The organism is Rudaeicoccus suwonensis (assembly GCF_007829035.1).
In the GTDB taxonomy this organism is placed as follows: domain Bacteria; phylum Actinomycetota; class Actinomycetes; order Actinomycetales; family Dermatophilaceae; genus Rudaeicoccus; species Rudaeicoccus suwonensis.
In genome coordinates this window covers 509,145-533,619 of sequence record NZ_VIVQ01000001.1, presented here as the reverse complement: position 1 = coordinate 533,619, position 24,475 = coordinate 509,145, and the positions used below count along the sequence as shown (strand labels likewise).

The 24,475-nt window shown below is 65.9% G+C and carries 19 protein-coding genes and 1 tRNA gene; 7 read left to right on the top strand and 13 right to left on the bottom strand.

Features of this window, described 5'->3' with window-relative positions; all coding sequences use genetic code 11:
• Nucleotides 1–6 precede the first annotated feature (6 nt).
• Nucleotides 7–2,388, top strand: a complete 2,382-nt coding sequence (locus BKA23_RS02535; protein ID WP_145225191.1) for a GNAT family N-acetyltransferase — start codon at nucleotides 7–9, stop codon at nucleotides 2,386–2,388.
• Complete coding sequence (locus BKA23_RS02530) at nucleotides 2,385–3,290, top strand: siderophore-interacting protein (protein ID WP_145225189.1); 906 nt, start codon at nucleotides 2,385–2,387, stop codon at nucleotides 3,288–3,290. The genes BKA23_RS02535 and BKA23_RS02530 overlap by 4 nt, the downstream gene beginning before the upstream one ends.
• Nucleotides 3,291–3,297: 7 nt before the next feature.
• On the opposite strand, the gene BKA23_RS02525 is transcribed toward BKA23_RS02530, so the two are convergent.
• Complete coding sequence (locus BKA23_RS02525; protein WP_145225187.1) at nucleotides 3,298–3,987, bottom strand: hypothetical protein; 690 nt, start codon at nucleotides 3,985–3,987, stop codon at nucleotides 3,298–3,300.
• Nucleotides 3,988–4,089: 102 nt separating this feature from the next.
• On the opposite strand from BKA23_RS02525, the gene BKA23_RS02520 reads away from it, so the two are divergent.
• From BKA23_RS02520 to BKA23_RS02505, 4 genes are all read left to right on the top strand, one after another.
• A complete protein-coding gene (locus BKA23_RS02520; RefSeq protein ID WP_145225185.1) occupies nucleotides 4,090–4,839 on the top strand; it encodes a DUF4118 domain-containing protein in 750 nt (249 codons plus the stop codon).
• A 76-nt stretch (nucleotides 4,840–4,915) separates the two neighbouring features.
• Nucleotides 4,916–4,991 (top strand) — tRNA-Arg (locus tag BKA23_RS02515).
• A gap of 173 nt (nucleotides 4,992–5,164) precedes the next feature.
• The gene (locus BKA23_RS02510) at nucleotides 5,165–6,196 is read left to right on the top strand and encodes a hypothetical protein (protein ID WP_145225183.1); all 1,032 of its coding nucleotides are present in this window, start codon (nucleotides 5,165–5,167) and stop codon (nucleotides 6,194–6,196) included.
• 365 nt (nucleotides 6,197–6,561) lie between these two features.
• The gene (locus BKA23_RS02505; protein ID WP_145225181.1) at nucleotides 6,562–6,930 is read left to right on the top strand and encodes a hypothetical protein; all 369 of its coding nucleotides are present in this window, start codon (nucleotides 6,562–6,564) and stop codon (nucleotides 6,928–6,930) included.
• Nucleotides 6,931–7,045: 115 nt separating this feature from the next.
• Here the strand turns inward: BKA23_RS02505 and BKA23_RS02500 are convergent, their stop codons facing one another.
• Genes BKA23_RS02500 through BKA23_RS02465 form a run of 8 tightly spaced genes read right to left on the bottom strand, consistent with a single transcriptional unit; the run spans nucleotide 7,046 to nucleotide 17,097 of the window.
• Nucleotides 7,046–8,695: a glucoamylase family protein gene (locus tag BKA23_RS02500; RefSeq protein ID WP_145225179.1), complete on the bottom strand. Its 1,650-nt coding sequence runs from the start codon at nucleotides 8,693–8,695 to the stop codon at nucleotides 7,046–7,048.
• A 41-nt stretch (nucleotides 8,696–8,736) separates the two neighbouring features.
• Nucleotides 8,737–9,549, bottom strand: a complete 813-nt coding sequence (locus tag BKA23_RS18175) for an ABC transporter ATP-binding protein (RefSeq protein WP_145225177.1) — start codon at nucleotides 9,547–9,549, stop codon at nucleotides 8,737–8,739.
• Nucleotides 9,542–10,534: an ABC transporter ATP-binding protein gene (locus BKA23_RS18170; protein ID WP_145225175.1), complete on the bottom strand. Its 993-nt coding sequence runs from the start codon at nucleotides 10,532–10,534 to the stop codon at nucleotides 9,542–9,544. The genes BKA23_RS18175 and BKA23_RS18170 overlap by 8 nt, the downstream gene beginning before the upstream one ends.
• Nucleotides 10,534–11,478, bottom strand: coding sequence for an ABC transporter permease (locus BKA23_RS02485; RefSeq protein WP_145225173.1), 945 nt, complete (start codon nucleotides 11,476–11,478; stop codon nucleotides 10,534–10,536). The genes BKA23_RS18170 and BKA23_RS02485 overlap by 1 nt, the downstream gene beginning before the upstream one ends.
• Nucleotides 11,475–12,458: an ABC transporter permease gene (locus tag BKA23_RS02480; RefSeq protein ID WP_145225171.1), complete on the bottom strand. Its 984-nt coding sequence runs from the start codon at nucleotides 12,456–12,458 to the stop codon at nucleotides 11,475–11,477. The genes BKA23_RS02485 and BKA23_RS02480 overlap by 4 nt, the downstream gene beginning before the upstream one ends.
• Nucleotides 12,459–12,494: 36 nt before the next feature.
• Nucleotides 12,495–14,153 (bottom strand): ABC transporter substrate-binding protein, encoded by a 1,659-nt coding sequence (locus tag BKA23_RS02475; RefSeq protein WP_145225169.1) that lies wholly within the window; start codon nucleotides 14,151–14,153, stop codon nucleotides 12,495–12,497.
• Nucleotides 14,150–16,039: a GH39 family glycosyl hydrolase gene (locus tag BKA23_RS02470; RefSeq protein ID WP_170226337.1), complete on the bottom strand. Its 1,890-nt coding sequence runs from the start codon at nucleotides 16,037–16,039 to the stop codon at nucleotides 14,150–14,152. Before BKA23_RS02470 ends, BKA23_RS02475 begins: the two co-directional genes overlap by 4 nt.
• Nucleotides 16,040–16,056: 17 nt before the next feature.
• On the bottom strand, nucleotides 16,057–17,097 hold the full coding sequence (locus BKA23_RS02465) for a LacI family DNA-binding transcriptional regulator (protein ID WP_145225165.1): 1,041 nt from the start codon (nucleotides 17,095–17,097) through the stop codon (nucleotides 16,057–16,059).
• A gap of 716 nt (nucleotides 17,098–17,813) precedes the next feature.
• Between BKA23_RS02465 and BKA23_RS02460 the strand changes: the two genes are divergently transcribed.
• A complete protein-coding gene (locus BKA23_RS02460) occupies nucleotides 17,814–19,061 on the top strand; it encodes an IS256 family transposase (RefSeq protein WP_145224741.1) in 1,248 nt (415 codons plus the stop codon).
• Nucleotides 19,062–19,493: 432 nt separating this feature from the next.
• On the opposite strand, the gene BKA23_RS02455 is transcribed toward BKA23_RS02460, so the two are convergent.
• The 4 genes from BKA23_RS02455 to BKA23_RS02440 all read right to left on the bottom strand — a co-directional run bounded on the left by BKA23_RS02455 (nucleotide 19,494) and on the right by BKA23_RS02440 (nucleotide 24,404).
• Nucleotides 19,494–20,393: an SDR family NAD(P)-dependent oxidoreductase gene (locus BKA23_RS02455; protein ID WP_145225163.1), complete on the bottom strand. Its 900-nt coding sequence runs from the start codon at nucleotides 20,391–20,393 to the stop codon at nucleotides 19,494–19,496.
• Between the two features lie 34 nt (nucleotides 20,394–20,427).
• Nucleotides 20,428–22,185 carry a DUF429 domain-containing protein gene (locus BKA23_RS02450; RefSeq protein ID WP_145225161.1) on the bottom strand — a complete coding sequence of 586 codons (1,758 nt, stop codon included), beginning with the start codon at nucleotides 22,183–22,185 and terminating at the stop codon, nucleotides 20,428–20,430.
• A gap of 31 nt (nucleotides 22,186–22,216) precedes the next feature.
• Complete coding sequence (locus BKA23_RS02445) at nucleotides 22,217–23,221, bottom strand: aldo/keto reductase family protein (RefSeq protein ID WP_145225159.1); 1,005 nt, start codon at nucleotides 23,219–23,221, stop codon at nucleotides 22,217–22,219.
• 133 nt (nucleotides 23,222–23,354) lie between these two features.
• Complete coding sequence (locus tag BKA23_RS02440; protein WP_145225157.1) at nucleotides 23,355–24,404, bottom strand: NAD(P)-dependent alcohol dehydrogenase; 1,050 nt, start codon at nucleotides 24,402–24,404, stop codon at nucleotides 23,355–23,357.
• Between the last annotated feature and the right edge of the window lie 71 nt (nucleotides 24,405–24,475).

Below are 24,475 nucleotides of genomic sequence, written 5' to 3'. Positions count from 1 at the left end.
ACGATCATGACCAACGCAATCGGTGAATTCGCGCTGCGGCCAGTCGATCCCGAGGGCGATGCGGCGTTGCTGCACCGTTGGGTGACCGATCCCAAGTCGAGCTTCTGGATGATGCAGGACGCCACCGTCGAGCAGGTGCAGCAGGAGTATCAGCGCATCCAGGAGCACCCGCACCATGACGCCTTCATCGGCCTGGTCGACGGCACGCCGTGTTTCCTGACCGAGCGTTACGACCCGGCACACGTCGAGCTCGTCGGGCTGTATGACGCGCAGCCCGGCGACATCGGCATGCACCTGCTGTGTGGGCCCACCGACACACCACGGCACGGATTCACCCGCGCGGTAATCACGGCGATCATGACCGCGCTGTTCGACGACCCGACCGTCATGCGGGTCGTCGTCGAGCCGGACATCCGCAACACGGCCGTGCACCGGCTCAATGCAACGATCGGCTTCCGCGAGATCGGGCCGGTGCAGACTCCGGTCAAGACAGCGTTGCTGAGCATCTGCACCCGGGACGACTTCGCCCGCTCGGTCGGCACCCCAGCTGCCAATGCTGTTGCACAGCAGACCTACCCGGGCGCCCCGGCCGACGCGGTTGCGCACCTGCAGCCGCGGGCGTGGGCGGACGCCAACCGGATACTCGTGACCAAGGCGCTCAGCGAGTTCTCGCACGAGCGGCTGCTGTCACCGGCACGAGTCGAGGGTGAGCCGGATCGGTTCACCGTGACCAGCGACGACGGCAGCGCGGCGTACTCGTTCACCGCACGCCGCATGGCGTTGGAGCACTGGCAGATCGAGGAGCCCAGCGTCACCTGCCGACGCGACGGTCAAACGACCCACGGCCTCGACATGGTGCAGTTCGTGCTCGACCTGCGCGCGAGCTTGGGCCTGAGCGCACAGACCCTGCCGGTCTACCTGGAGGAGATCGTCTCGACCTTGTCCGCGTTGGCATTCAAGCTGTCGCAGCCGGCGCCCACCGCCGCCGACCTCGTCAGCGGAGAGTTTCAGCAGATCGAGTCGGCGATGCTCGGTGGGCATCCATGTTTTATCGCCAACAGTGGTCGCATCGGCTTCGGCGCGCACGAATACCAAGCATTCGCGCCCGAATCCGCACGACCGGTGCACCTGGTGTGGCTGGCGGCGCGGGCGTCACGGGCACATTTCAGCTCCTGCCGCGACACGTCATACGACACGTTCATCCGCGACGAACTCGGCGACCAACTGGACGACTTCCATGCGCAGCTGCGTGCGCGGGGCCTCGATCCGGCCGACTACACGCTGATCCCGGTGCACCCCTGGCAGTGGTGGAACAAGCTGTCGGTCACCTTTGCGGCCGAGGTCGCGATGGGTCACCTGGTGGTGCTCGGCGAAAGCAGTGACGATTACCGTGCACAACAGTCGATCCGGACCTTCTTCAACTCCTCGCAGCCGACGAAACACTATGTGAAGACGGCACTTTCGGTCATCAACATGGGCTTCATGCGGGGACTTTCTGCGGCATACATGGAGGCTACCCCGGCGATCAACGACTGGCTGGCCGACCTGGTGGCCGACGACGAGACGTTCACGTCGACCGGTGTCGGCGTGATCCGCGAACGCGCTGCCGTGGGCTATCACCCGGTGCACTTCGAAGCGGCGACCGATCGGTACTCGCCGTATCGCAAGATGCTGGCCGCGCTGTGGCGGGAGAGCCCGGTCGCCGGGCTGGCGTCAGGCGAGCGACTGTCGACGATGGCGGCGCTGCTGCACGTCGATCGCGAGGGTCGCTCGTTCGTGGGCGCGCTCGTCGCTGCGAGCGGGCTGTCGAGTCAGGAGTGGTTGCGCGGTTACCTGCGCGCGTACCTCGTGCCGTTGCTGCACTCGTTCTACAAGTACGGCCTGGCGTTCATGCCACACGGTGAGAACGTCATCCTGGTGCTGCGTGACGGCACCGTGGAGCGAGTGATCATGAAGGACCTCGCCGAGGAGATCGTGGTCATGTCGGAGGAGACCACGCTGCCCGAGACCGTCGAGCGGGTGCGGGCGGAGGTGCCACACGAGCTGCAGTTGCTGTCGATCTTCACCGACGTCTTCGACTGCTTCCTGCGGCATCTGGCCGCGATCATGGACGATGAAGGCGTGCTGAGCGAGTCGGATTTCTGGCGTGAAGTCGCGGGAGTGTCCGCCGAGTACCAGCGCGAGCATCCAGAACTCGCTGACAGATTCGCCGAATTTGACGTGTTCGCAGACGATTTCGCGTTGTCCTGCCTCAACCGATTGCAACTGCGCAACAACCAGCAGATGGTCGATCTGGCTGACCCGGCCGGCGCCCTGCAACTGGTTGGCACGTTGCGCAATCCGCTGGCTGCCTACCGACCGGCCGATCTGCTGGTGGGCGCGCGATGAGCACGGTGACGGCCGTCGAGCCCTACGGCTTCTTCATGACGCGGCTGGTGCGGCGCGAGCGCCGGTCGCCGCATCTGGTGCGACTGACCTTCGCCGGGCCCGACCTGGCCGGCCTCGCCGACAACGGCTACGACCAGCGCATCAAGGTGATCCTCCCTCGACCGGGCGGTGACCCGTTATCCGAATTCCCCACGGGTCCGGACTGGTTCATCAGCTGGCGGCAGACCCCGATTGAGCGCCGCGCCGTCATCCGGACCTACACGGTCGTGACCGTGCGGCCGGAGGCTGGTGAGGTCGACATCGACTTCGTCGACCACGGTGACACCGGGCCGGGTTCGAGCTTCGCCGGCAGCGGAGCCGTCGGAACCGAGATCGGCATCTGGGGGCCGAACGCCGCGTATGACGGTGCGCAGGGCGGGCTGGAGTTTCGTCATACGACCGCGGGGACGTCACGTCAGCTGGTGGTCGGTGATCTGACCGCCCTGCCGGCCATCGCCAACATCGCCGCCGGATTACCTGACACTGCAACGGGTTTGATCTGCATCGAAGCCGACGCGGATGACGTGTGCGAGCTGCCCACACCGGCGGGAGTCAGCGTCCGCTGGTGCGAGTCCGCCGACGAGCAGCAGCAGATCGTGCGCGCCTGGCTGGCCTCGCTGCCCTCGTTGGGCCACGACGACGCGACGACCACGGTCGTGACCGACGGCGAAGAGGATGCGTACTGGGAGGTCACCTCCGACGACGCACCTGCGGCGAGCGCGCCGGCCGTGTCCGCATGGATCGCCGGCGAGTCCGGCCAGGTGCGCGCGTTGCGGCGCGTGCTGGTCGACGAGTTCGACGTGCCGCGGGGCGCAGTGGCCTTCATGGGCTACTGGCGTGAAGGAGTGGCCAGCGCGGGCTGACGCGGAGTCAGGATCCGAGAATGCAGTCACCACAGATGTTTCGGCGGTTGTCGGTCACGCGGTACATCAGACAGCAACTGTGCCGACGGAATCGCTCCGTGGCCGATCGGTCATGAGGGTCGATGCGCGAATCCGCGAGCAGACTCCGCACGGCTTGGCTGGTCACAGGCGACAGGTGCGGGTGCGCCGCGGTGATCAGGCTGCCGGCGGTGTGCGCAGCGGATGCGACATTGCCCCACAGCACGAGGGGTGACACGGCATACTTCTCGCACACCAGCTCGGTCAGTTCGGCGACCCACGAACCGGTGAGGGCCGGTCGCGGCGAGGTGATCGGGCGCGGCGGCGCGCAGGACAGCGGGAAGGGGCCACCCATGAGGTCCTGCCACCACGCGTCACCGCGCAGCAGAGGCGCTGCGTCATACCCGAGGACGGTCAGACCGACGGCCGGCGACAGGATCCGCGCGGCGAGTCCGAGGTGCGCGATCGAGGCTGCGACACGCAATGGCAGCGGCGTCGTGCGGTTGGTGGCGGCACGTTGCGCGTTGAGGGCGGAGCGCACCCGCCCTACCCGGTCATCGAGGTGGTCGGGGTGCGCGGTCAGGTCTCGAAGTGGTTGCCATGGCAGTCGGATCGCTGCTGCAGCGTCGTGCTCATCGAGCGCGAAGAACGCGCCGAACGAGGCAAGTGGGATCGTCATGGCTGCGCACCAACCTATCCGCGCAGCGATGGGACTCGTGCGCTCGGACGTCGCTCGCGTGGTGACATTGCCGCGCCGAGTCAGGTGTGCTTGTGTCCACCTATGGAATCTCTGCTGGCGCGCAATCGCTCCGCGGTGCTCGTGGCCGCCGTCGTGCTGCCCCTGGTGGTCAGCGGCCTGCTCGGCCTCACGCGTCACCACCTGACCAATGCGGTCGCCGCACTGGTGCTCGTGCTGATCATCGTCGCGTTCGCCGTGCTCGCGGACCGTATGGCGGGGCTGCTCGCATCCGTAGCATCCGCAGTGGGATTCGACTTCTTCCTGACTGCGCCCTTCGACACCTTCGCGATCGACAAGCGGGACGACATCGTGCTCGCCATACTGCTCGTGGCAGTCGGAGCGGGGGTCACCGAGATTGCGGTGCGGGGACGTGACCAGCACGCGTCGGCGCAGCGGCGGGCGGGCTATCTCACCGGCATGATGGCGGTCGCGCGCACCTCGCTGCAGCCGACGCTGGATCCGGCGGAAGGCACGCGTGCGGTCGCCGACCAGATCCGGCTGCTGCTGGATTGCGACTCCTGCGACTGGGTGAGCGGTTCGCCGACCGCCGACATGGTGCGCGTCGACCTCGACGGCTCCGCAACGCTGGACGGCAAGCGCTACGACATCCTGCGCAACGGCCTACCCAGCCAGCGGCACGCAGCGATCGTGGTGCCGCACTGCCTGGCGGGCGCGGGGTACTTCCGGATCACCGCCTCGACGAAGGTCGTCACGCCGAGCAGCGATCAGATCGACGCGGCAGTGCTCTTCGCGGGGCAACTGGAGACCAAGGGTGCGCATCCGCACGCCTAGCAGCGGCAACTAGACTGCACGGCGCGAGATCCCCGCTGCCGCTGCACTCGACTGCGTTGCGGGTGATCCTGCCCCCGCCCTCGTAGCTCAGGGGATAGAGCACCGCTCTCCTAAAGCGGGTGTCGGCAGTTCGAATCTGCCCGAGGGCACCACCTCCAACCGATGACACGCCCTCCGACTACGCGCGGATAGCACAATCGTGTGCCAGATGAAAAGCCCCAGTACAAGCGGCTGTTCGTTGCCATGTGCCGACCATGAACATGTCATTGCGCCCTTTCGCTGACACCCCAACGACTGCCGGCGCCCCGACAAGGAGGTCGCATCAATGAACACTCGACGAGGCTGGCGAGCGGTCGTCGCACTGACAACCGCCACTCTTGCTGCCGCAGCATTTCAGACTGGAATGGCTGCCGGCGCCCACGCATCCACCACCAACGACACGGTCATGGCCACGACACAGCGGATGGCCGGACCGACGCTCAACACGACGCAGGCCGGCTGGTACTCGGTCGGCTCACATCTCAACCTGCAGTGTTACGCCCGCGGGGAGTCCGTGAAGGGCTACTACAGTCGCTATATTCCAGGCGGTTGGGACAACCTCTGGTACAAGGTCGGCGATGGCTACTGGGTCGCGGATGTCGACATCAACACCGGCAGCAACAACCCGGTGACCGGAGCGTGCTCCTCCGGTGGCGCCGTTGTGATGGCCACCACCCAACGGATGACCTCCGACACACTGAATTCAACCCAGGTCGGTTGGTACGGCAAGGGCTCGAACCTCAACCTCGTCTGCTACGCCCGTGGCGAGTCGGTGAAGGGTTACTACAGCCCGTACATCCCCGGCGGCTGGGACAACCTCTGGTACAAGGTCAGCGACGGCTACTGGGCTGCCGATGTCGACATCAACACCGGCAGCAACAACCCGGTGACCGGAGCGTGTTCCAGTCCGACGCCACCGCCATCCTCCACAACAGCAACCCGAGCAGTGGCATGGGCGAACTCGCAGATCGGCTCGATGAGCTACCCCGGGCTGTGTGAGCTGTTCGTGGAGAACGCGTACGGCACCTCCGGTCGATACGCATCCGCGATCACGGCGTTCCGCTCGCTGCAGGCCGCCGGACAGATTCACACGTCGTCCAGCGGAATCCCGGCCGGTGCGCTCGTGTTCTCCGAAAGCCCTCAGTGGGACAAGGGATACGGCCACGTCATGCTGTCGCGAGGAGACGGCACCTTCGTCTCCGGCGGAGTGGCGACAAGCGTCGGCAACCATTCCACGGTGCAGACCTTCAATAGCCCCGCTCCGACCGGCGGGTTCCTCGGCTGGGCGTATGCGCCCACGAGTTGGCCCGGCCGATGATCCGCGGCGCCGCCCCATCGGCTGATCAGATGGCGTGACGCGAGCGCGTTCAAGAACGCGGGAAGGTAGGGATTGCCCTCGGCGGCTTCGCAGGGGGCAATCCCATGCACCGGCCTACGACGTCTTGTCCGCCGCGACGTAACGCTGGATCGATCAGTTGTTCAACGCGTTGTCGGTCGACGCCAGGGTGCTGGTCTGGTCGAGGACCTGCTGACGGTGTGCGATCGCATGCACCTTGTGCCTGTGGTCACCGGTGTTGGACGAGTCCGCAACCGCCCCGCTGCACCGCACCTACAAGAGGCGTGCCGCTCGATTGCACTGATTTCTGTCAACGGGACGAGTCGTGCTGCGCGTACAACTGACGCATGGGATATGACCTCGCGTTCTGGAAAGGGCCGCGGACTGCGCGAAAGCCCGAAGCCATATACATCGACCTCCAGAACGGCGTCGCCGTCCCCGACGTCGAGGCGCTGTCGATGGCCGATGTATTGAGTGCCCTTGAAACCGCCTTCGCCGGGTTGGAGCGGCTCGACGAGCACCAGCAGGCCTTCTGGGATCCCGCGGATCAAAAGACAGTCATCGAGTTCGCCTGGTCCGAACAGCATTTCGTAGCCACCGCACGTGGTGCGTACACCAACGAGCAGCTCAACACGATCATCGATGTCGGCACATCGGTCGGTGCGCGGCTCTACGATCCGCAGGTGGACGTCCGGTTCGGCGGCGAAGACACCTGACACTGGACGCTGCCGGCCGGCATCACGTGCCAGCACTGCAACAGCTCGCGAGCGGCCGACATGACTGCAGGCGTGGCAGCAGCCGAAGCCACCACCACGCCTGCGTCATACGTGCTCAGAGGCCGAGGTTCTCCACGCCCAGATCCTCACGGGCGGCCCACGACGTCTTGTCCGCCGCGAAGTAGCGCTGGATCGACCGGTTGTTCACCGCATTGTCGATCGACGCCAGGATCATCGACTGGTCAAGCACGAGGTAGCGGTGCCCGATCGCGCCAGTCGTCGGATTCACCGCATCGAAGAAGCCGCCGACACCGTAGATCCCCGGGTAAAGCTTGAGCAGCGTGTTGATGTTGGCCATCGCCGCCTGCGGTGCGACATCGAGCGAGATGAATGACGCATGCGGCGTCACCACATCCTCCGTCGCGCACGTGTGGCATTGCGACAGGCCGAGATTCGGGTCGGCCGCCGTCGCGCCGGCGCCGTGATACGGGAATTTGAGCCCCTCGACGCCGTATCCGCCGTACCCGCCCGAGTCGTCAGCCGTGCTCGACGGCGACATGCCCCACACCGGCAGGCCGAGTTCCTGCGTGGCGTACTTGCGCTGCACCTCGACAGTGCGCGCATCGGCAAGTCCGAAACTCTTGGGACCCCAGGAGGTTTCGGGCACGACGATGTTGGCCATCATGGCCTCGAACATCCCGCCGGAGTAGGTTGGCAGGAACTTCAGGTTGGTGCCGGGATAGGTGTAGTGCCCCTCCCACACGGTGAAGGTCTTGCCTGAGATCGGGTCACGCTGCTTGACCCACGAACCCGCGACCGGCCACTGGCCCTGCCACGAGAAGTCGGGGTCGCTGGCCTGGCAGGCCGCGCCGGGAGCCTTCGGCGGGAGGGTCCGCCAGGTCTTCCACCACACGTCGCCGGGCATCTGCTTCAGGCCCATGCCGATGTATGCCGAGATCCGCGGGTCGGAGTACAGCGCGCCGTTGTGGTAGTAGTGCTGCCAGTTCGTGCCGACGTACGGCGATGAGCCTACGTAGTAGCCGCCGAACATCTGGCCGGTGGGCTGGTCGCCCGCGATCGCAGAATTCACATCGCAGTTGGACTGCGCGCGGTCGTCGTAGAAGATGCCGAAATCCATCGGCTTCATCAGTGCGTCGATCTGCCCGCGCAGCTGCGGCATCGCGTTGCGCGCGACGATCAGACCGGAGGCGTACCAGCCGTTGTCGACGTTGGACACGAACGAGCAGTTGTCCCACTGCGGGCTCGTGTCGGCGCTGCAATTGATGTCGTTGGGGTTGCGGATCTTTGCGCCCGTGGTCGTCGAATACCACTGATAGAGAAAGCCTTTGTAACGATCCAGGTGGCTGACCTCGGTCAAGGTCTGGCTCACCATCTTGGTCGCCTGCTTTCGGCTGACCAGCTTCAGGTCGGCGGCACTGACCACCGACCACAGATAGACCCCGATGTTCGCCGCGGAGGTGTAACGGCCGTAGGACGTCGGTGCCTTCGCTCCCCCGGCATACGTGAGGTTGTCCATCGGCAGGTGCGTCTTCGGGTCGACGTCGGTCTGCATGAACTTCCAGGTGTCACGTGCGATCGAACGCAGTTGTGCCTTCTGTGAATTCGACAACCCGTTGAAATTCGCGACCCCGTCGCGACGACCTGGTTGCTGAGCGAGCGCGGGTGTGGCCGTCGCCACTGCGGTGAGTGCTGCAGTGCTTGCTGAGGCGATCGCCAGCAGGCGTCGCCGGTGTGTCATATGCATGATCGAACCTCCGGGGAGTGGATGGTCGGGCCCGGCACCGCCTACGCGGATGCCGGTGTCGCCGGCCGGCCGGGTGTGGCCAGGGCGTCGAGCAGGGCGACGGTGTAGTCGTCCTGCGGGTGTTGCAAAACATCCTTGGTGGGACCGTGTTCGACGATCCGGCCGTTGTGCAGCACCAGCAGGTCGTCGGTGGCGACCCTGGCACTGAGCAGGTCGTGCGTGATGTAGAGCAGGCTGATACCGCGGGATTCGCGCAACTGCGACAGCAGTCGCAACACACCTGCGCGCATCGACACGTCGAGCATCGACACGGGTTCGTCGGCGACGATCAGCTCGGGATCCACGGACAGCGCGCGAGCTATCACCACGCGTTGCCGCTGACCACCGGACAACTGATGCGGCAGCTTACCGACGAACTGCGAGTATGGCGTGAGACCAACGGTTTCCAGCAGTGTGCCGACCTCGGTGTCGGCTTCGGCCGCAGACATGCCACGGAAGTTTCGCAGCGGCCTGGTGAGTGTGTAGCCGACGGTGTGCAACGGGTTCAGCGCGCCATACGGATCCTGGAAGACCATCTGCACCCTGCGGTGATAGTCGCGCAGTCCCCGCTGACCCAGCTTCGCCACGTCGACGTCACCGAAATGCACCTGACCGGAAGTCGGACGCTCCTGGCCGGTGATGATCTTGGCGATGGTGCTCTTGCCCGAGCCGCTCGCGCCGACAAGGCCGACGGCGGCGCCTGGTGCGATGTCGAAGGACACGTCGTCGACCGCCACGACCGGTGGATCCGAACGCCGGCGACCGGCATACGTCTTGGTCACTCCGGAGAAAGTGAGCGCAGCAACGTCAGACATGCGAGGTCTCCTTCGTGGCCTGCGCGCGCACCAGGCACGCTGCGCGACCCTCACCCAGCGGGACGAGCGGCGGCTGAGTGGTGCGGCACGCGTCGATCGCCAACTCGCAGCGCGGAGCGAAGGAGCAACCCTCAAGCGGCAGAGTCAGATCCGGCGGAGCACCCGGAATACCTTGCAGTTCAACGACATCGGCGCGAGGGTCCCCGTAGCAGCGCAACAGCGCCTCGGTGTACGGGTGGTGAGCGCCGGTGAGCAGCGCATCCGAGGGCTGATCCTCGACGATACGACCGCCATACATGACGAGCACGCGGTCGGTGGCCTCGAGCACGATGCCGAGGTCGTGTGAGATGAGCACCGCGGTGAACTTCCGCTCCGCCTGCAGCTGCTTGATGGTGTCCATCACGGCCTTCTGCACCATCACATCGAGCGCGGTGGTGGGCTCGTCGAAGACGATCAGCTGCGGCTCCAGAGCGAGTGCCAGCGCGATCGCGACGCGCTGACGCATGCCGCCGGACAACTCGTGCGGATAGCGATCGAGCACTTCCGGCAGCAGCTTCACGCTGTCGAGCAGGTCCATGCCACGCGAGCGCACCTGTGCCTTGGACAGCTTCTCGTCCTTGCGGGCATGCGCGCTCAGCACGTCACCGAACTGCTGCGCGACCGATCGCACCGGGTTGAGCGCGTTCATGCCGCTCTGCAGGACGAGCGCGAAACCGCCACGTCGCCGCTGGCGCAGGTTCTCGCCGGTGAGGGTCGCGATGTCGGTCCCGTCGAAGATGACCGAGCCGCTGTCGATGTGGGCCGGCGGTCGGAGCATCCGGGTGAGCGCGAAGCCGAGTGTGCTCTTGCCACAGCCGGATTCGCCAACCAGACCGACGAACTCGCCCGGCTCGAGGCTCAGGTCGACATCGCGCACCGACCACACGCGTTGGCCACGGTCGGGGTGGTATCCGACGTTGAGGCCCCTGGCTTCCAGCAGCGCCATCACTTCTCCCGCAGTCGTGGATTGGACAGGGCGTCGACGCCGAAGTTGATCAGCGTGAACGAGACCGCGAGCAACGCGATCGCCAGGCCGGGCGCGAACACCAGCACCCACTGACCGGTCAGCAACGCGTTCTGCTGCTGGGCGAAATACAGGATCGATCCCCAGCTGACGGTGTTCGGATTACCGAGCCCGAGGAACTCCAGGCTCGCCTCGGCCATCACCGCCGCCGTCGCCGCACCGAAGAAGCTGCCCGCGACCAGGGAGGTCATGTTCGGCAGGATCTCGCGGGTCACGACACGGAACAACCGCTCACCGCTGAACTGCGCGGAGGTGATGAAGTCCCGCTCGCGCAGCGTCGCCGCCTGACTACGTATGACGCGTGCACCGGTCGCCCAGCTGGTGAAGGCGACGACGAGCACGATGGTCCAGATGGAGCGTCCGTGCAGGTATGCCGCAAGGATGATCATCAGCGGCAGTCCCGGGATGACCAGCGCGAGGTTGGTGATGAAGCTCAGCACCTCGTCGACGACGCCCGTGCGATAGCCGGACACCAGACCGATGCCGACCGCGACGATCGTCGCGAGCGCTCCCGCCACCAGTCCGACGAGCAGCGACACCCGGGTGCCGTAGATCAGTTGGGAAAAGACGTCCTGACCGTTGCCGGTCGTGCCGAGCCAGTTGCTGCCGCCGGGGTTCTGATACGGCTGGAAGGTCGTGGCCGTCGGTGAATGCGGCGCGATCAGCGGGGCGAAGATCGCCACCAGGATCATGACCGTCAGGATCGTCAGGCCGATCCGGGCCTTGCCGTTGCTCCACAGTGTGCGAATTGCCCTGGCGACGAAGACGATCGGCAGTGGCAGCCGGCTCGTCCGCGTCGGTGGGACGGGCTCGAGATGCTGGTCGGGCAGATGCTCGCCCGGTGGGATGGAGGTCAGGTCGGTCATCGGCGCACCCTCGGATCGAGTCGGGCGTAAAGCAGGTCGACGACGAAGATCGCGACCAGCATGCTGACGGTGATCACCAGGAACAACGCCTGCATGAGGGGGAAGTCGTGGTTGGTGACGGCGACATACAGCAGGTTGCCGAGACCGGGATAACTGAAGATCCCCTCGACCAGCACCGACCCGCCGACGATGGCGCCGAGCGAGAGACCGAACGCAGTCACGTTGGGCAGCAATGCGTTTCGCGCGGCGTACAGCAGCGCAACAGTGCGCGGACGTATGCCGTTGGCTTCGGCGAAGGTGACGTAGTCCTCACCGAGGGTGTTGATCATGTTGTTGCGCATGCCGAAGACCCAGCCGGACAACGAGGTCACCGCGAGGGTCACACCCGGCAACACCGAGTGCTTGATCGCATCGGCGATGAACGCCGGATCCAGCGACGGGCTCGCGCCGTCGGCATACCCGCCCTTGAGTGGGAACATCCCCCACTTGAAGGCGAAGACGTAGAGCAGCAGCAAACCCAGCCAGAACGGCGGGAAAGCCGACAGCAGCGTCGAGGTCAGCGTCACACCCGCATCGGCCGCGGTGCCACGACGCCAGCCGGCATACACCCCGAGCAGCGTGCCGATGATGAACGCGATGATCGTGGTCATGCCGACGAGGATCAGCGTCCACGGCAGTGCGTTCAGGATGGTCGTCGAAACCGACTGGGACGGAAACGAATACGAGGTTCCGAAGTTGAAGGTCGCGACGTTCTTCAGGTAGTCGAAGTACTGACTGATGATGCTGCCGTGCGGCGACCCGAGCTGGATCTCCACTGCCCTGCGCTGCGCGTTGGTGATCGGCTGCCCGCTGGAGGCAATCTTGGCCAGCGCGGCGTCGACCGGTGAGCCGGGCATGAGGCGCGGCAGTGCGAAATTCATCGTGATCGCGGCCCACAGGGTGATCACGAACAAGATGACCTTGCGTCTCACGTACGCCATGCGACGTCCTTCCTGCTCCTCATGCCCGGCACCTGGTCAGGACTTCGTCAGGTGGGTGACCACCATCAGCAGCGACTGGTTGTAGTTCGTCGGCAGGGTGTAGGGATTGCTCGCCGACGGCCACCCGGTGAAGTTCTTCGTGCTGAACAACCCCCAGCTGCCGCCGTAGTAGAGCAGCACGACGGGCGTCTGCTCGTACATCGCTTGCTCGAGCGCGTAGGTGGCCTTCTGCTGGGCCGCTTCGTCGGTCGCTCCGGCGAGAGTGTTGAGGGCGCTGTCGACCGCCGGGTCCTTGAACCGTTCGAAGTTGTTGGCTGTCGCCGTCTTCAGCGGAGCCGCGAACTGCGAGTTCAACGCGTTGTTGAAATCGGTGTAAGGCGAACCTGATCCACCGAATCCGCCGATGGCGGCATCGAAGGAGCCGGACTGGATCTCGGTCTGATACTGCGCAAACTGCGGCTCGTCGAGATTGACCTGTATGCCGACCGCCTTGAGCTCGGTGCTGACCTCGGTGGCGGCGGCGACCCAGTCGCTGAAGTTGTTCGGCATCGAGATGGTCATGGTGACCTGTTTGCCGTCGGAGCCGACCAACTTGCCGCCCTTCATCGTGTAGCCGGCTTGGGCGAACGACGCCATGGCTGCCGACACGCTTTGCGTGATCAGGCCCTTGTTCGGCAGGCTCGGGTCGAGCCACTTCTGCAGGTTCGGCAGGATCAGGCCGGACATGCTGGCCTGGTCCAGGTAACCGTTGACGGCCTTCTTGGCGATCGTGGTGCGGTCGAGGGCCAGCGAGATGCCCTTGCGGAAGTCCGCATTGCTGTACGGCGACTTGGTCAGGTTGAGGTAGAGCCCGATCGTGCCGCCCGGCGGGAACCAGTAGGTGTTCTGCTTCGGGTCACGGTCGACATACGTCTTCTGCACGTCCGGCAGGTAGTTGTAGGCCCAGTCGAAGGCACCGCTGGTGACCTGCAACTGGTTGGCGCTCTGGCTGCTCGCCTGTGCCGGGAACTTCACCTCGGTCGGCGCGATCTTGCTGGCCTGCCAGTAGGTGGGGTTCTTGACGAGCGTGTACTCCGTCGGGGCGAAGGACTGCAGAGTGAACGGTCCGGTGCCGACCGGCTTGGTGTTGGTGAACTTGGTCGGGTCGGCGATCTTGGACCAGATGTGCTGCGGCACGATCGGCACCGCCGCCACGATCGCCGCCGCCGGAACGCTCGGCGAGGAGAACTTCATCGTGACCGTGGAGCCGCTCGCGCTGATCGACGACAGGTGCTGCCAGACGCCGGTGCCGTCGAGCGCCGGGAACTTCTTGAGCAGGTTGAAGGTGAAGACCACGTCCTGCGCGGTGAATGGCGTGCCATCACTCCACTTCACCCCGCTGCGCAGCGTGAAGGTGAGCGTCGTTGAGTTGATGAACTTGTGACTCGTGGCCAGGAACGGCGTGAAGCTGCCGTCGATCGGGCTGACGATCTCGAGGGGTTCGTAGATCAGGTTGACGCCGTGCAAGGCGTTCGACGACATCAGCGGGTTGAAGTTCTCCACCAGCGTCGGGTTGCCGGCATCGCCCTGGATCGTCAGGACGGAGGAACCACCGGCGGAGCTGCCGGAGTCGGACGAGCAGGCGGTGACCGTGGCCAGTGCGCATGCTCCGACGAGCGCGGTGACCATAGCCCTACGGCCGCGCGTTGCGATCATGATGCTTCCTTTCGAGGAGCGCCGGCAGCCTTGGGCTGCAGGCGAATTCGCGCAACACCGGGCATCGGCAGCGCAAGATCGAGATGTATGCCGGTGGCTGTCGCCTCGACGGCGACGATCTCGGTGTCGAGGACGTCGGCGGCTCGCAGCTTCTGCCACAGGTCGGTGTCCGGCCAGTCGACGTCGGTCGGGCACACCGGCACGATGTTGGAGTGATGCTGGTCGACGCGAGCAACCTCGGCCGAGTAGTCGGCCGCGGCCAGCCCGGCAACGTCGAGGCTGATGGTGCGATCCAGCGACGGATCGCCCTGTGCGACAAGGGCGTTGGGCACCGAGTTCCACAACAGCACATCGACGGTGTCGTCGTCGTGGCGGCTCGCCCAGGTCTGCACGACGACGTCTGCGCCGTCGCCGGTGACCGTCGCGCGGATCAGTTGGTCACCCATCTGCTCCGCCAGGTAGGTCGCCCAGAATCGGGGCTTGCGCAGATTGCCGACGGTCAGCAGACCGAAACCGTTGTGGAACAAGCGCGTCGGCCGGCCGAGCTCTTCGAAGTGGTCGCTGACCACCCAGTAGGCGAGGGCATCCATCCGGCCTTGCACCGACTTGAGGCCGGTGAGCACGAAGGGCGCGCCATACACGCCGTCGTTGAGGGGGCCGAAGTGCGTGTGGCCGACGCCCCACTCCGTCCACCAGATCGGCAGGTCCGCAAGACCATTGCGGCGCGCGGCTGGTTGCACGTCCAGCGGCGCATTGCCGTAGGTGTGCGAACTGATGAAGTCGAGCGGGGCACCGGTGTGCGCGACATGCTCGGTCAGCAGATGGACCCACTCCGATGCGGCGGTGGACGGCCCACCCACCAGCAGCCGGGGCGAGACCTCTTTGATGGCGGCGGCAGCTTCGTCATACAGCCGCAGGTAGTCCTGTGGGCCACCCGTCCAGAAGACCTCGAGGTTGGGCTCGTTCCACACCTCGAAGCCCCACGCCGCGACCTCGTCGAGGCCGTAGCGCTCGACCAGGTGCGAGGCGAAAGCCTTGATCAGCGAACGCCATTCGGCCCAGTCGGTCGGCGGGGAGATGATGCCGCGGTAGGTGAAGACCGTGGCTTCCGGGTCGCTGGCGATGGCGGCCGGCATGAAGCCCAGCTCGACCACCGGGGTGATGCCGAGGCGCAGGATGTCGTCGTAGATCGCGTCGACCTTGGTGAAGTCATAGGTGATCTGACCGGCGTCGTCGCGCACGACTACGGCGTTGGTGTCATCGAGGACGGCGTGGGCGCGCACCCGGTCGACACCGAGTTCGTCGTGCGCGATGCGCAAGGAGTCGTAGAACTCTGCACCAATGTCATTGCCGAAATCGTCTGTCTTCTCACGTAATTGGGACAGCCGCTCGGAACCGACCAGATGCCAGACACGCTGCAGTGTCCCGGAGTCGCTCGCCGCATCCACACTCACGTGGACGGGCTCGGCCGGACCCTGCCGCACAGCTGCCTCGACGCGCTCGGACCAGTGCCAGACAGGGAATTCGTTGCCCGCCACAGCGCCGATCCGATAGCCGAACGACTCCCCCACCGGCATACCGGCGTCGGCATACTCCGCGCCCGGAACGGCGGGCACATCGCTGCCCCCGTGGTCGAGGATCACCGCGGTGCCGTTGCGGTCGGTGCGCTCGATGATGTAGCCCGCGGCCCCGTCGACCGGGCTCCATGCCAGCTTGATGTGGCCGACAAAGCCCTGCGCGGTCACCCCGGTGACGGCCGGGAGTTCGAGCGCGGGGTCGACCCCGGCCGTGTCGGTGGTGCGGCGGTAGATCCGCTGCTCCCAGTCCGTGCGCGCGTCGTTGTCCGCCGCCGGCTCGGTCGCAGAGTCCTGCTCGTTGATGGTCATTGACATCCGTTCGTGTCTCAGCCGCGACCCGTGCAGCCGCAGCTGCGCCGGATCACTGCATGGGTGGGCAGAACGACCTGGCGGCGTTCCGCTGATGGGAAGGCAATGCGGTCCAGCAACACCTGGACGGCCTGTTCGCCGAGGTCACGCATCGGCTGACGCACTGTGGTCAGCCCGGGTCGTGTATGCCGCGCTGCCGCGAGGTCGTCGAAGCCGACCACCGCGACATCGGTCGGCACGCGAAACTTGTTGGCCCGCAACGTGGTCAGCGCGCCGAACGCCATCTGGTCATTGGCGACGACCACTGCGCGCGGCGCACGTGTGCTGGTGCTCAACGCCTCCTGCATGGCCTCGGCACCACCCGCTTCGGTGAAGTCACCGCTGGCGGCCGGGGCGTCCGGCACGGGCAGACCGCTCGCAGCGAGCGCCTCGCAATGGCCGGCAAATCTGGCCATGGCGTCGGGTGAGCGGCGCGGGCCACCGATGAACACCACATCGCGGTAACCGTGGTGGTCGAGCAGGTGTGCGGTGATCTCGCGGGCGCCGGTGTGGTTGTCCGCGCCCACGACGTCGAGCGTGTGACGACCGGCTCCACCGGCGAGTGAGACCACCGGCACCCGACGACCGATCTCGGCGACATCCCGCTCGACGAGGCTGCGGGCCATGATGACCATGCCGTCGACCTTGCTGGCCACCGACAGCGCGAGGTCACGGCCGGTCGCTCCGTGCGCTCCCGCAATCAGTACGGCATCGCCGGCCGCGCTCGCCGCGCGTTCGGCGCCACGGATCACCTGATCGACGAACAGCGGTGATTCCTGGTCGTACTCGGACTCACCGGTGCTCAGATGCGGAAACACCAGGCCGACGATGCCGGACCGTTTCGAGGCCAGCCCGCGTGCGGATCCACTTGGCACCCAACCGAGTTCACTTGCTGCGGCCAGGACGCGCTCTTTGGTGGCGGCCGAGAATCCGGTGCCGCCGCCCATGACGCGCGAGACGGTGGCTGTGGACACTCCACTGAGACGAGCGACCTCGTAGATCGTCGAGCGATCCGGCATGCGGGGCGTCCTCTCAGCGTCGAGATCTACGTAAGCGGTTACGTACGTAAGCGCTTACTGTGACAGCAGTCACAGGATGCCGTCAAGTCATCCGTCCCATTCGCCCGCCGCGACGGCGACACCGCACCCAAGAGCGCGGCACGATTACCGCAGCACGATTACCGCAACACCTTCACGAAGGGAACGTTGGCGCCGCTTCAACACCGCGAGTGGCACGCTTCAGCCCCGCGTGGCCACGAGTGGCACGCAAACGCCCAACGATCACGAAGCCAGGGCTCTACAGCACCACTCGCGCCGTGCCAGGGCTGTACCGCACCAGTCGACGCCCCGACCCCGCCTCGCCCACACCAGCGGGCACCCGCAAACCTATGCCACGCGAGAGCCCCGCACGACTGGGAGCGGCACGCACAAGCCTCGCGTGATCACGAGTGGCACGCGAGAGTACCGCGTGATCACGAGTGGCACGCAAACGCCCAACGATCACGAAGTCAGGGCTCTACCGCACCACTCACGCCGTGCCAGGGCTGTACCGAACGACGCCTCCTACAGAGCTGGCTCGCACGTCACCACTCACGCCGTGCCAGGGCTGTACCAGTTGAGTCCCGCATAGTGGTGTAGCGCGGTCGCCGTGATCGTCCTGGTAGTGGACGTGGGTGCGGCCACCGCGTGATCCTTCGAGTGAACGTCTCACTGCACTCTCGAATGGAGTCATCACGATGACCGCACCACATATTGTCGACCCTGCCAGCTTGCTGAGCGAGGCCTTGTCCGAAGCCAGTCCGGATCTGATGCGCAGTCTGTTGCAAACGGTGATTAACGCGTTGTTGTCCGCGGACGCTGACGCGGTCGTGGGCGCCGAGTACGGTCGTCCCTCACCCGAGCGGTCCGCGCAACGCAACGGGTACCGTCACCGGCCCTTGGACACCAGGGTCGGCACAATCGACGTCGCGATCCCGAAGCTACGCACCGGGACCTACTTTCCCCAGTGGCTGCTGGAACGACGCAAACGCACCGAGTCCGCGTTGATCACCGTGGTCGCGGACTGCTACCTGGCCGGGGTGTCTACCCGCCGGATGGACAAGTTGGTGAAGACATTGGGCATCGACTCACTGTCGAAATCGCAGGTGTCTCGGATGGCAGCCGATCTCGATGGCATCGTCGAGGACTTCCGGCACCGGCCCTTGAGTGATGCGGGTCCGTTCACGTTCGTGACCGCTGACGCGCTCACGATGAAAGTGCGTGAAGGCGGGCGGGTGATCAACGCCGTCGCCTTGTTAGCGACTGGTGTCAACGGGGACGGCCACCGCGAAGTCCTCGGCCTACGGGTAGCCACCTCAGAGACCGGGCCGGCGTGGAAGGAGTTCTTCGCCGACTTGGTCGCCCGCGGCCTGAGCGGTGTCCGACTGGTCACTTCCGACGCCCACCACGGCCTGGTGGAAGCGATCGGCGCGAACCTACCCGGCGCGTCCTGGCAACGCTGCCGCACGCACTACGCCGCGAACCTCATGAGCGTGACACCGAAAAGCATGTGGCCAGCAGTCAAAGCGATGCTGCACTCGGTGTATGACCAACCCGACACGGCCAGCGTGCATGCCCAGTTCGACCGGCTCCTGGACTACGTCCAGGAGAAGCTGCCCGACGTGCACGCCCACCTCGACGCTGCTCGCGCGGACATCCTGGCGTTCACCACGTTCCCCAAAGACGTGTGGACCCAGATCTGGTCCAACAACCCCACCGAACGCCTCAACCGGGAGATCCGCCGCCGTACCGACTCCGTCGGCATCTTCCCCCACCGGGCCGCGATCGTGCGCCTGGTCGGAGCCGTCCTGGCCGAGCAAACCGACGAATGGGCAGAAGGACGCCGCTACCTCGGCCTCGACATCCTCACCCGATGCCGCATCACCCCCACGCCCGGCACCGAACCCCAGATCGGAGCTGATCACCTACCCCAACTCACCACCTAAAACCTCAACAAGGAGAACGCACCCCGCTACACCACTACCAGGGACTTGACCGCTGTACCGCACCAGTCGACGCCCCGACCCGCCTCGCCCACACCAGCGGGCACCCGCAAACCTATGCCACGCGAGAGCCCCGCACGACTGGGAGCGGCACGCACAAGCCTCGCGTGATCACGAGTGGCACGCGAGAGTCCCGCGTGGCCACGAGTGGCACGCAAACGCCCAACGATCACGAAGCCAGGGCTCTACCGCACCACTCGCGCCATGCCAGGGCAGTAGCGCACCAGTCGCGCCGCTCCGGGGCTTTACCGCGCCACTCGACACCCCCACCCGCCGCGCCCCGACCCGCCGCGCCGCTCCGGGGCTCTCCCGTGCCACTCGACGCCCCGAGCCGCCGCGGCACGTCCGGGGCGCAGCCCGCGCCCAACGCGCTCGTCAGAAGTCGAACGACACCCCGGTCCAGCCGTCGCTCAGCTCCCACAACTGTTCTGCCAGAGCAGCATCTGCCGCGAAGGCACTGCGCTTCGCCGGGCCGATCGGGCCACGCGACTGCCCGAGCCACTGCGGGCCCGTATACGAATCCGGGCCACCCTCGGTTGCGGCATACAGACTCGGCCTGGCACCTGCCTTCGCCGACTGCAGAACCACCCGAAGCGCTAGCGGCGCAACGTGTTTCACCAGTGGTAGTGCGCCGAGCCCGTCCGGCGACGCGACCAGGTTCGTCGCCGAGACGCCGGGATGCGCGGCGCTACAGAGCAACCGCGAACCCACCGCCGTCGCCCGTCGCTGCAGCTCCGCCGAGAACAGCAGATTCGCCAGCTTCGACTGTGAGTACGTCTTCTGAGCGCTGTACCGCCCCTCGCCCTTGTTGCCCCTCAACACCTCGGCATCGCCTCCGAAGTGCGCGATCGACGACACCGTCACCACCCTCGGGTGCGACGACGCCACCAGTGCCGGCAGCAGCCTGCCGGTGAGCGCGAAATGCCCCAGATGGTTTGTGCCGAACTGCAACTCGTGGCCGTCGGCGGTCTCGCGATACCTCGGCGGCGCCATCACGCCGGCATTGTTGACCAGCAGGTCCAGCGGTCCCTCCCACCGCTGCGCGAACGCCGCGACCGACGCCTGATCTGCCAGATCGAGAGCTTCGACCCGAACCGAACCTGAGATGCCGGTCGCCGCGCGCTGCCCCGCCTCGACATTGCGGCAGGCCATCACGACCTCGGCGCCGTGCGCCGCAAGCTCGCGCGTCGTCACCAGCCCGATGCCGGAGTTCGCGCCGGTCACGACCGCGGTCGTGCCGGTGAGGTCGGGCAGTTGCGATTCGGTCCACGTCATACGTCGAGGCTACGGCTGCGCCGGCGCCCCGTCGTCACTCGCCGGCACCGAGTTTCGCCTCCCGTGCCCGCAACAGGGCGACCCGATGCGCGTTGCCGTGCAACCGGACATACCGGTCGCCATACGCCATCAGCAGGGCGTCATCCAGTCGTCGCACGGCGCCCGGCGGGTTGGTATAACCCATCCGCTCGTCGATCTGTGTGCTGTCGACCTCACGTATGACGTCGGCCAGTTCCGCCAGCGAGGTGATCCCGAGCTCAAGCACGAGACCGCTGATCCAGGCATAGTGGTCCGGTCGCGACCAACTGGCCTCGGCATACTGCCCGGCCAGGAAGGCAGCCAGCTCCTGCGCGTTGATCCGCGGATCATCACCGGCACCAGGCATGTCCGGCTCCGGCACACCCGTGCGCAACCGATCGCGGATCGTCGAGAACTCTCGGTCGGCCAACTCCAGCAGACCGGCTGCCAGAGTGAAGCGCCGGTCGAAGTCCGGTCGATGCTCGTCGGGAATCGTCCCCTTGTAACGGATGTCGTGCTCGAACTCGGCCCACGCGTGCTGCAGCACTGTGCGGATCTGCACCTGGATCTGCTGACCACCCACTGCGTCATGCGTCTGTTGATCCGCCGCCGACAGCCGGATCTGCAGGTGGCGGCTGGCATACCCGAAGCGACCCTCGCTCGCCGTCTCCTTGCCCATGTCGCGGTCTTCGACAACATCGGCCTCGGTGGACAGCAGTTGGGCGACCGCGGCGACGTCACTGTGTACATAGGTGATGACCCGCAGGCCGATCGTGTCGCCGATCTCGCTGAGCGGATCGGCGAACAGCGCCTTTCCGTCGCGGGTGCGACTGGCCTTCTCGGCGAACGACGCAACGCTCTTGGCCCGGCCGGTGACGCTCAGATAGTTGAGCCCCGCGTCGTCGAGGATCCCGGTCACCACTTGGATCGCCTCCTGCGCCGCGACCTGAAGGCGCGGGTGCATCGCGGCGTACTTCTGCGTCGCGTTGCGCACCACGTCGACGCGTCGCGCGACCTTCGGTGCTCGCGGCGACGGCTGCAGTCCCTCGGGCAGGGTCGGCGTCACGATGTAGCCGTCGGTGAAGTCGCCATACGTCGTGATCGACTCGGGCCGCCGTTGCCGCAGCAACACGACATAGGCGCACACGACGGCGTCGACCTGGTCCTCTGCGTAACGCAACTGCGCCTTGCGGGTGGCCGCCTGCACGGATTCCACCAGCTCGCGCCACCCGCGGTGCGACAACAGTTGCAATGCAGGCGAGGCAGTTGACAAAGACTCCAAAAGCCCTGTCAGTGCCAGTAATTCGCTGCGCAGTTGATCGATCGAACGACCCGGCTTGTTCTTGTACTTCAACGTGCGACCGAGTCCGAACAAAGCAACGGTGGCCGGGTGCGGGTACACCTCGAGTGCGCGGAGTCGACCCTTGGAGTCCGGATCCATGTCGAGGCCGAGTTGCGCGCAGATGCGTGCACCACGGGTGGACTCACGAAACGCCGGGTTTGCCCGGTTCGAGGGGTGGGCACCGGCGTCGAAGGCAGCGAAGTCGCGGTTCAGCTCGCGCTCGGCGCGCCGGTTGCCGTTCTCGTTGGGCACGACGAGCGGCGCATCCAACCCGACCAGGCAGCCACCACCGACGTATGCCGCAATCCCCTCGACGATCTCGGCCTCGGAACGCACCGACAACAGATGACGCAACACACCGGCATCGTCGAGCACGGCGATGCCGGTGCGATTGCGTTCGCCCCAGGCGAGGTCGAGACCGACGAAGTGCATCACTGCAGCATGCCGCATCCCACCCCGCTGGTCAGGTCAGGCGGTGCTGCGGCGACCTGGTCTGCGCGGCATCGGTCGTCGCAAGCGAGCCGATCGCGTCGTCGATCCGGCTGAGCACGTCGGCGTCGAGCTTCACGCCAGACGCCTTGACGTTGTCGGTGACCTGTTCCGGCCGGGACGCCCCGATGATCGCGCTGGCGACGTTGGAGTTCTGCAGCACCCAGGCGATCGCCAGCTGCGCCATGGTCAGACCGAGGTCGTCGGCGATCGGCTGCAGCTTCTGCACAGCGGTCAGCGTCTCGTCGTTCATGAACCGCGAGATCATGTCGGCGCCGCCCTTGTCGTCCGTGGCGCGACTGCCGGCCGGCGGCTCCTGGCCCGGCTTGTACTTGCCGGTCAGGATCCCCTGCGCGACCGGCGACCAGACGATCTGGCTGATGCCGAGATCGTCGCTCGTAGGCACCACCTGCTGCTCGATGACCCGCCACAGCATGGAGTACTGCGGTTGATTCGAAATCAGTTGGAAACCAAGATCTTTCGCCAGCGCGTGCCCCGCGCGAAGCTCGTCCGCGGTCCACTCACTCACCCCGATGTAAAGCGCTTTCCCCTGCCGGACAATGTCCGCGAACGCCGTCATCGTTTCTTCCAGCGGCGTCTCGTAGTCGAACCGGTGCGCCTGATAAAGATCGACGTAATCAGTCCGCAGCCGCCGCAGCGATCCGTTGATCGACTCCATGACGTGTTTGCGCGACAGCCCCGTGTCGTTCGGGCCACCGGGGCCGGTCGGGAAATACACCTTGGTGAAGATCTCGACGCTCTCGCGCCGCTCGCTGGCCAGCGCGCCGCCCAGCACCGTCTCCGCCGCAGTGTTGGCGTAGACGTCGGCCGTGTCGTATGTCGTGATCCCCGCGTCGAGCGCCGCCCGCACGCATCGCACGGCTGCGTCGTTCTCGACCTGCGAGCCGTGCGTCAGCCAGTTGCCGTAGGTGATCTCGGAGATCTTCAGACCACTCTTGCCCAAGTATCGAAACTCCATACTCGACCTTACGCGCCTGTCGAATCAGCGAAGCTCAAGCCTGCTCGCCTACTCGCCGGCGCCCGAAAACGACTGCGGTGTATGACGATCAGCATCGTCATACACCGCAGACGTGGGTCCGGAAGGTAGGTCGTCAGGCGCCGATCGTGGCGGTGTCGATGACGTAGCGGTAGCGCACATCGCCCGCCACCACCTTGTCCCACGCGGTGTCGATGTCCTTGGCGTCGATGACCTCGATCGTCGCACCGATGCCGTGCTCGGCGCAGAAGTCGAGCATCTCCTGGGTCTCGGCGATGCCGCCGATCATCGACCCGCTCAGCGACTTGCTCTGACCGATGAGCGAGCGCGGCGGCACCTCGTAGTCGTCATTCGGCAGACCGACGTTGACGAGTGCACCGAACGGCTTCAGCAGGCCGAGGTAACTGGTCATCGGCAGATCCGCGCTCACCGTGTTGAGGATGACGTCAAAGGTGCCAGCGTACTTCTCGAACACAGACTCGTCGTTGGTCGCCAGATGTGCTGTGGCGCCCAGCTTTTCGGAGTCCTGCGCCTTGTCCATGGTCCGCGAGATGCCATAGACCTCGGCGCCCATCGCGGCTGCGATCTTGACGCCCAGGTGGCCGAGACCGCCGACGCCGACGACTCCGACGCGACGGCCCTGGCCGGCACCCCACCGCTTCAGGGGTGCGTAGGTCGTGATGCCCGCGCACAGCAGCGGCGCGGCTTCGTCGAGCTCGATACCGTCGGGGATCCGGCAGGCGAAGCGCTCGGTCACGACGATCTGCTGCGAGTAGCCGCCCTGAGCGCGCTCGCCGTCGTAGTTGTCGCTGTTGTAGGTGAAGACGGCCGGCTTGGTGCAGAACTGCTCCTGGCCGTTCTTGCACATCTCACATTCTCCGCAGGAGTCGACCATGCAGCCGACCCCGACGCGGTCGCCGACCTTGAACTTCGTGACGCCGGAGGCGGTTTCGGCGACGACGCCGGCAATCTCATGGCCGGGGGTGATGGGGAACTGGATCTCGCCCCACTCCTGACGGACGGTGTGGATGTCGCTGTGACAGATGCCGGCGAACTTGATGTCGATTCGGATGTCGTCGTCACGCAGGTCGCGGCGCTGCAGCGTGACTGTCTCGAAGGGGTTGTCTGCCTTGGTCACCGCAAGTGCGGGTGTTTGAGTAGTCATTGCATTTCACGTTATGCCCGATAGATCCACCCGACAAACCGATGCCACACGGCTGCGAGCACGATGTTCGA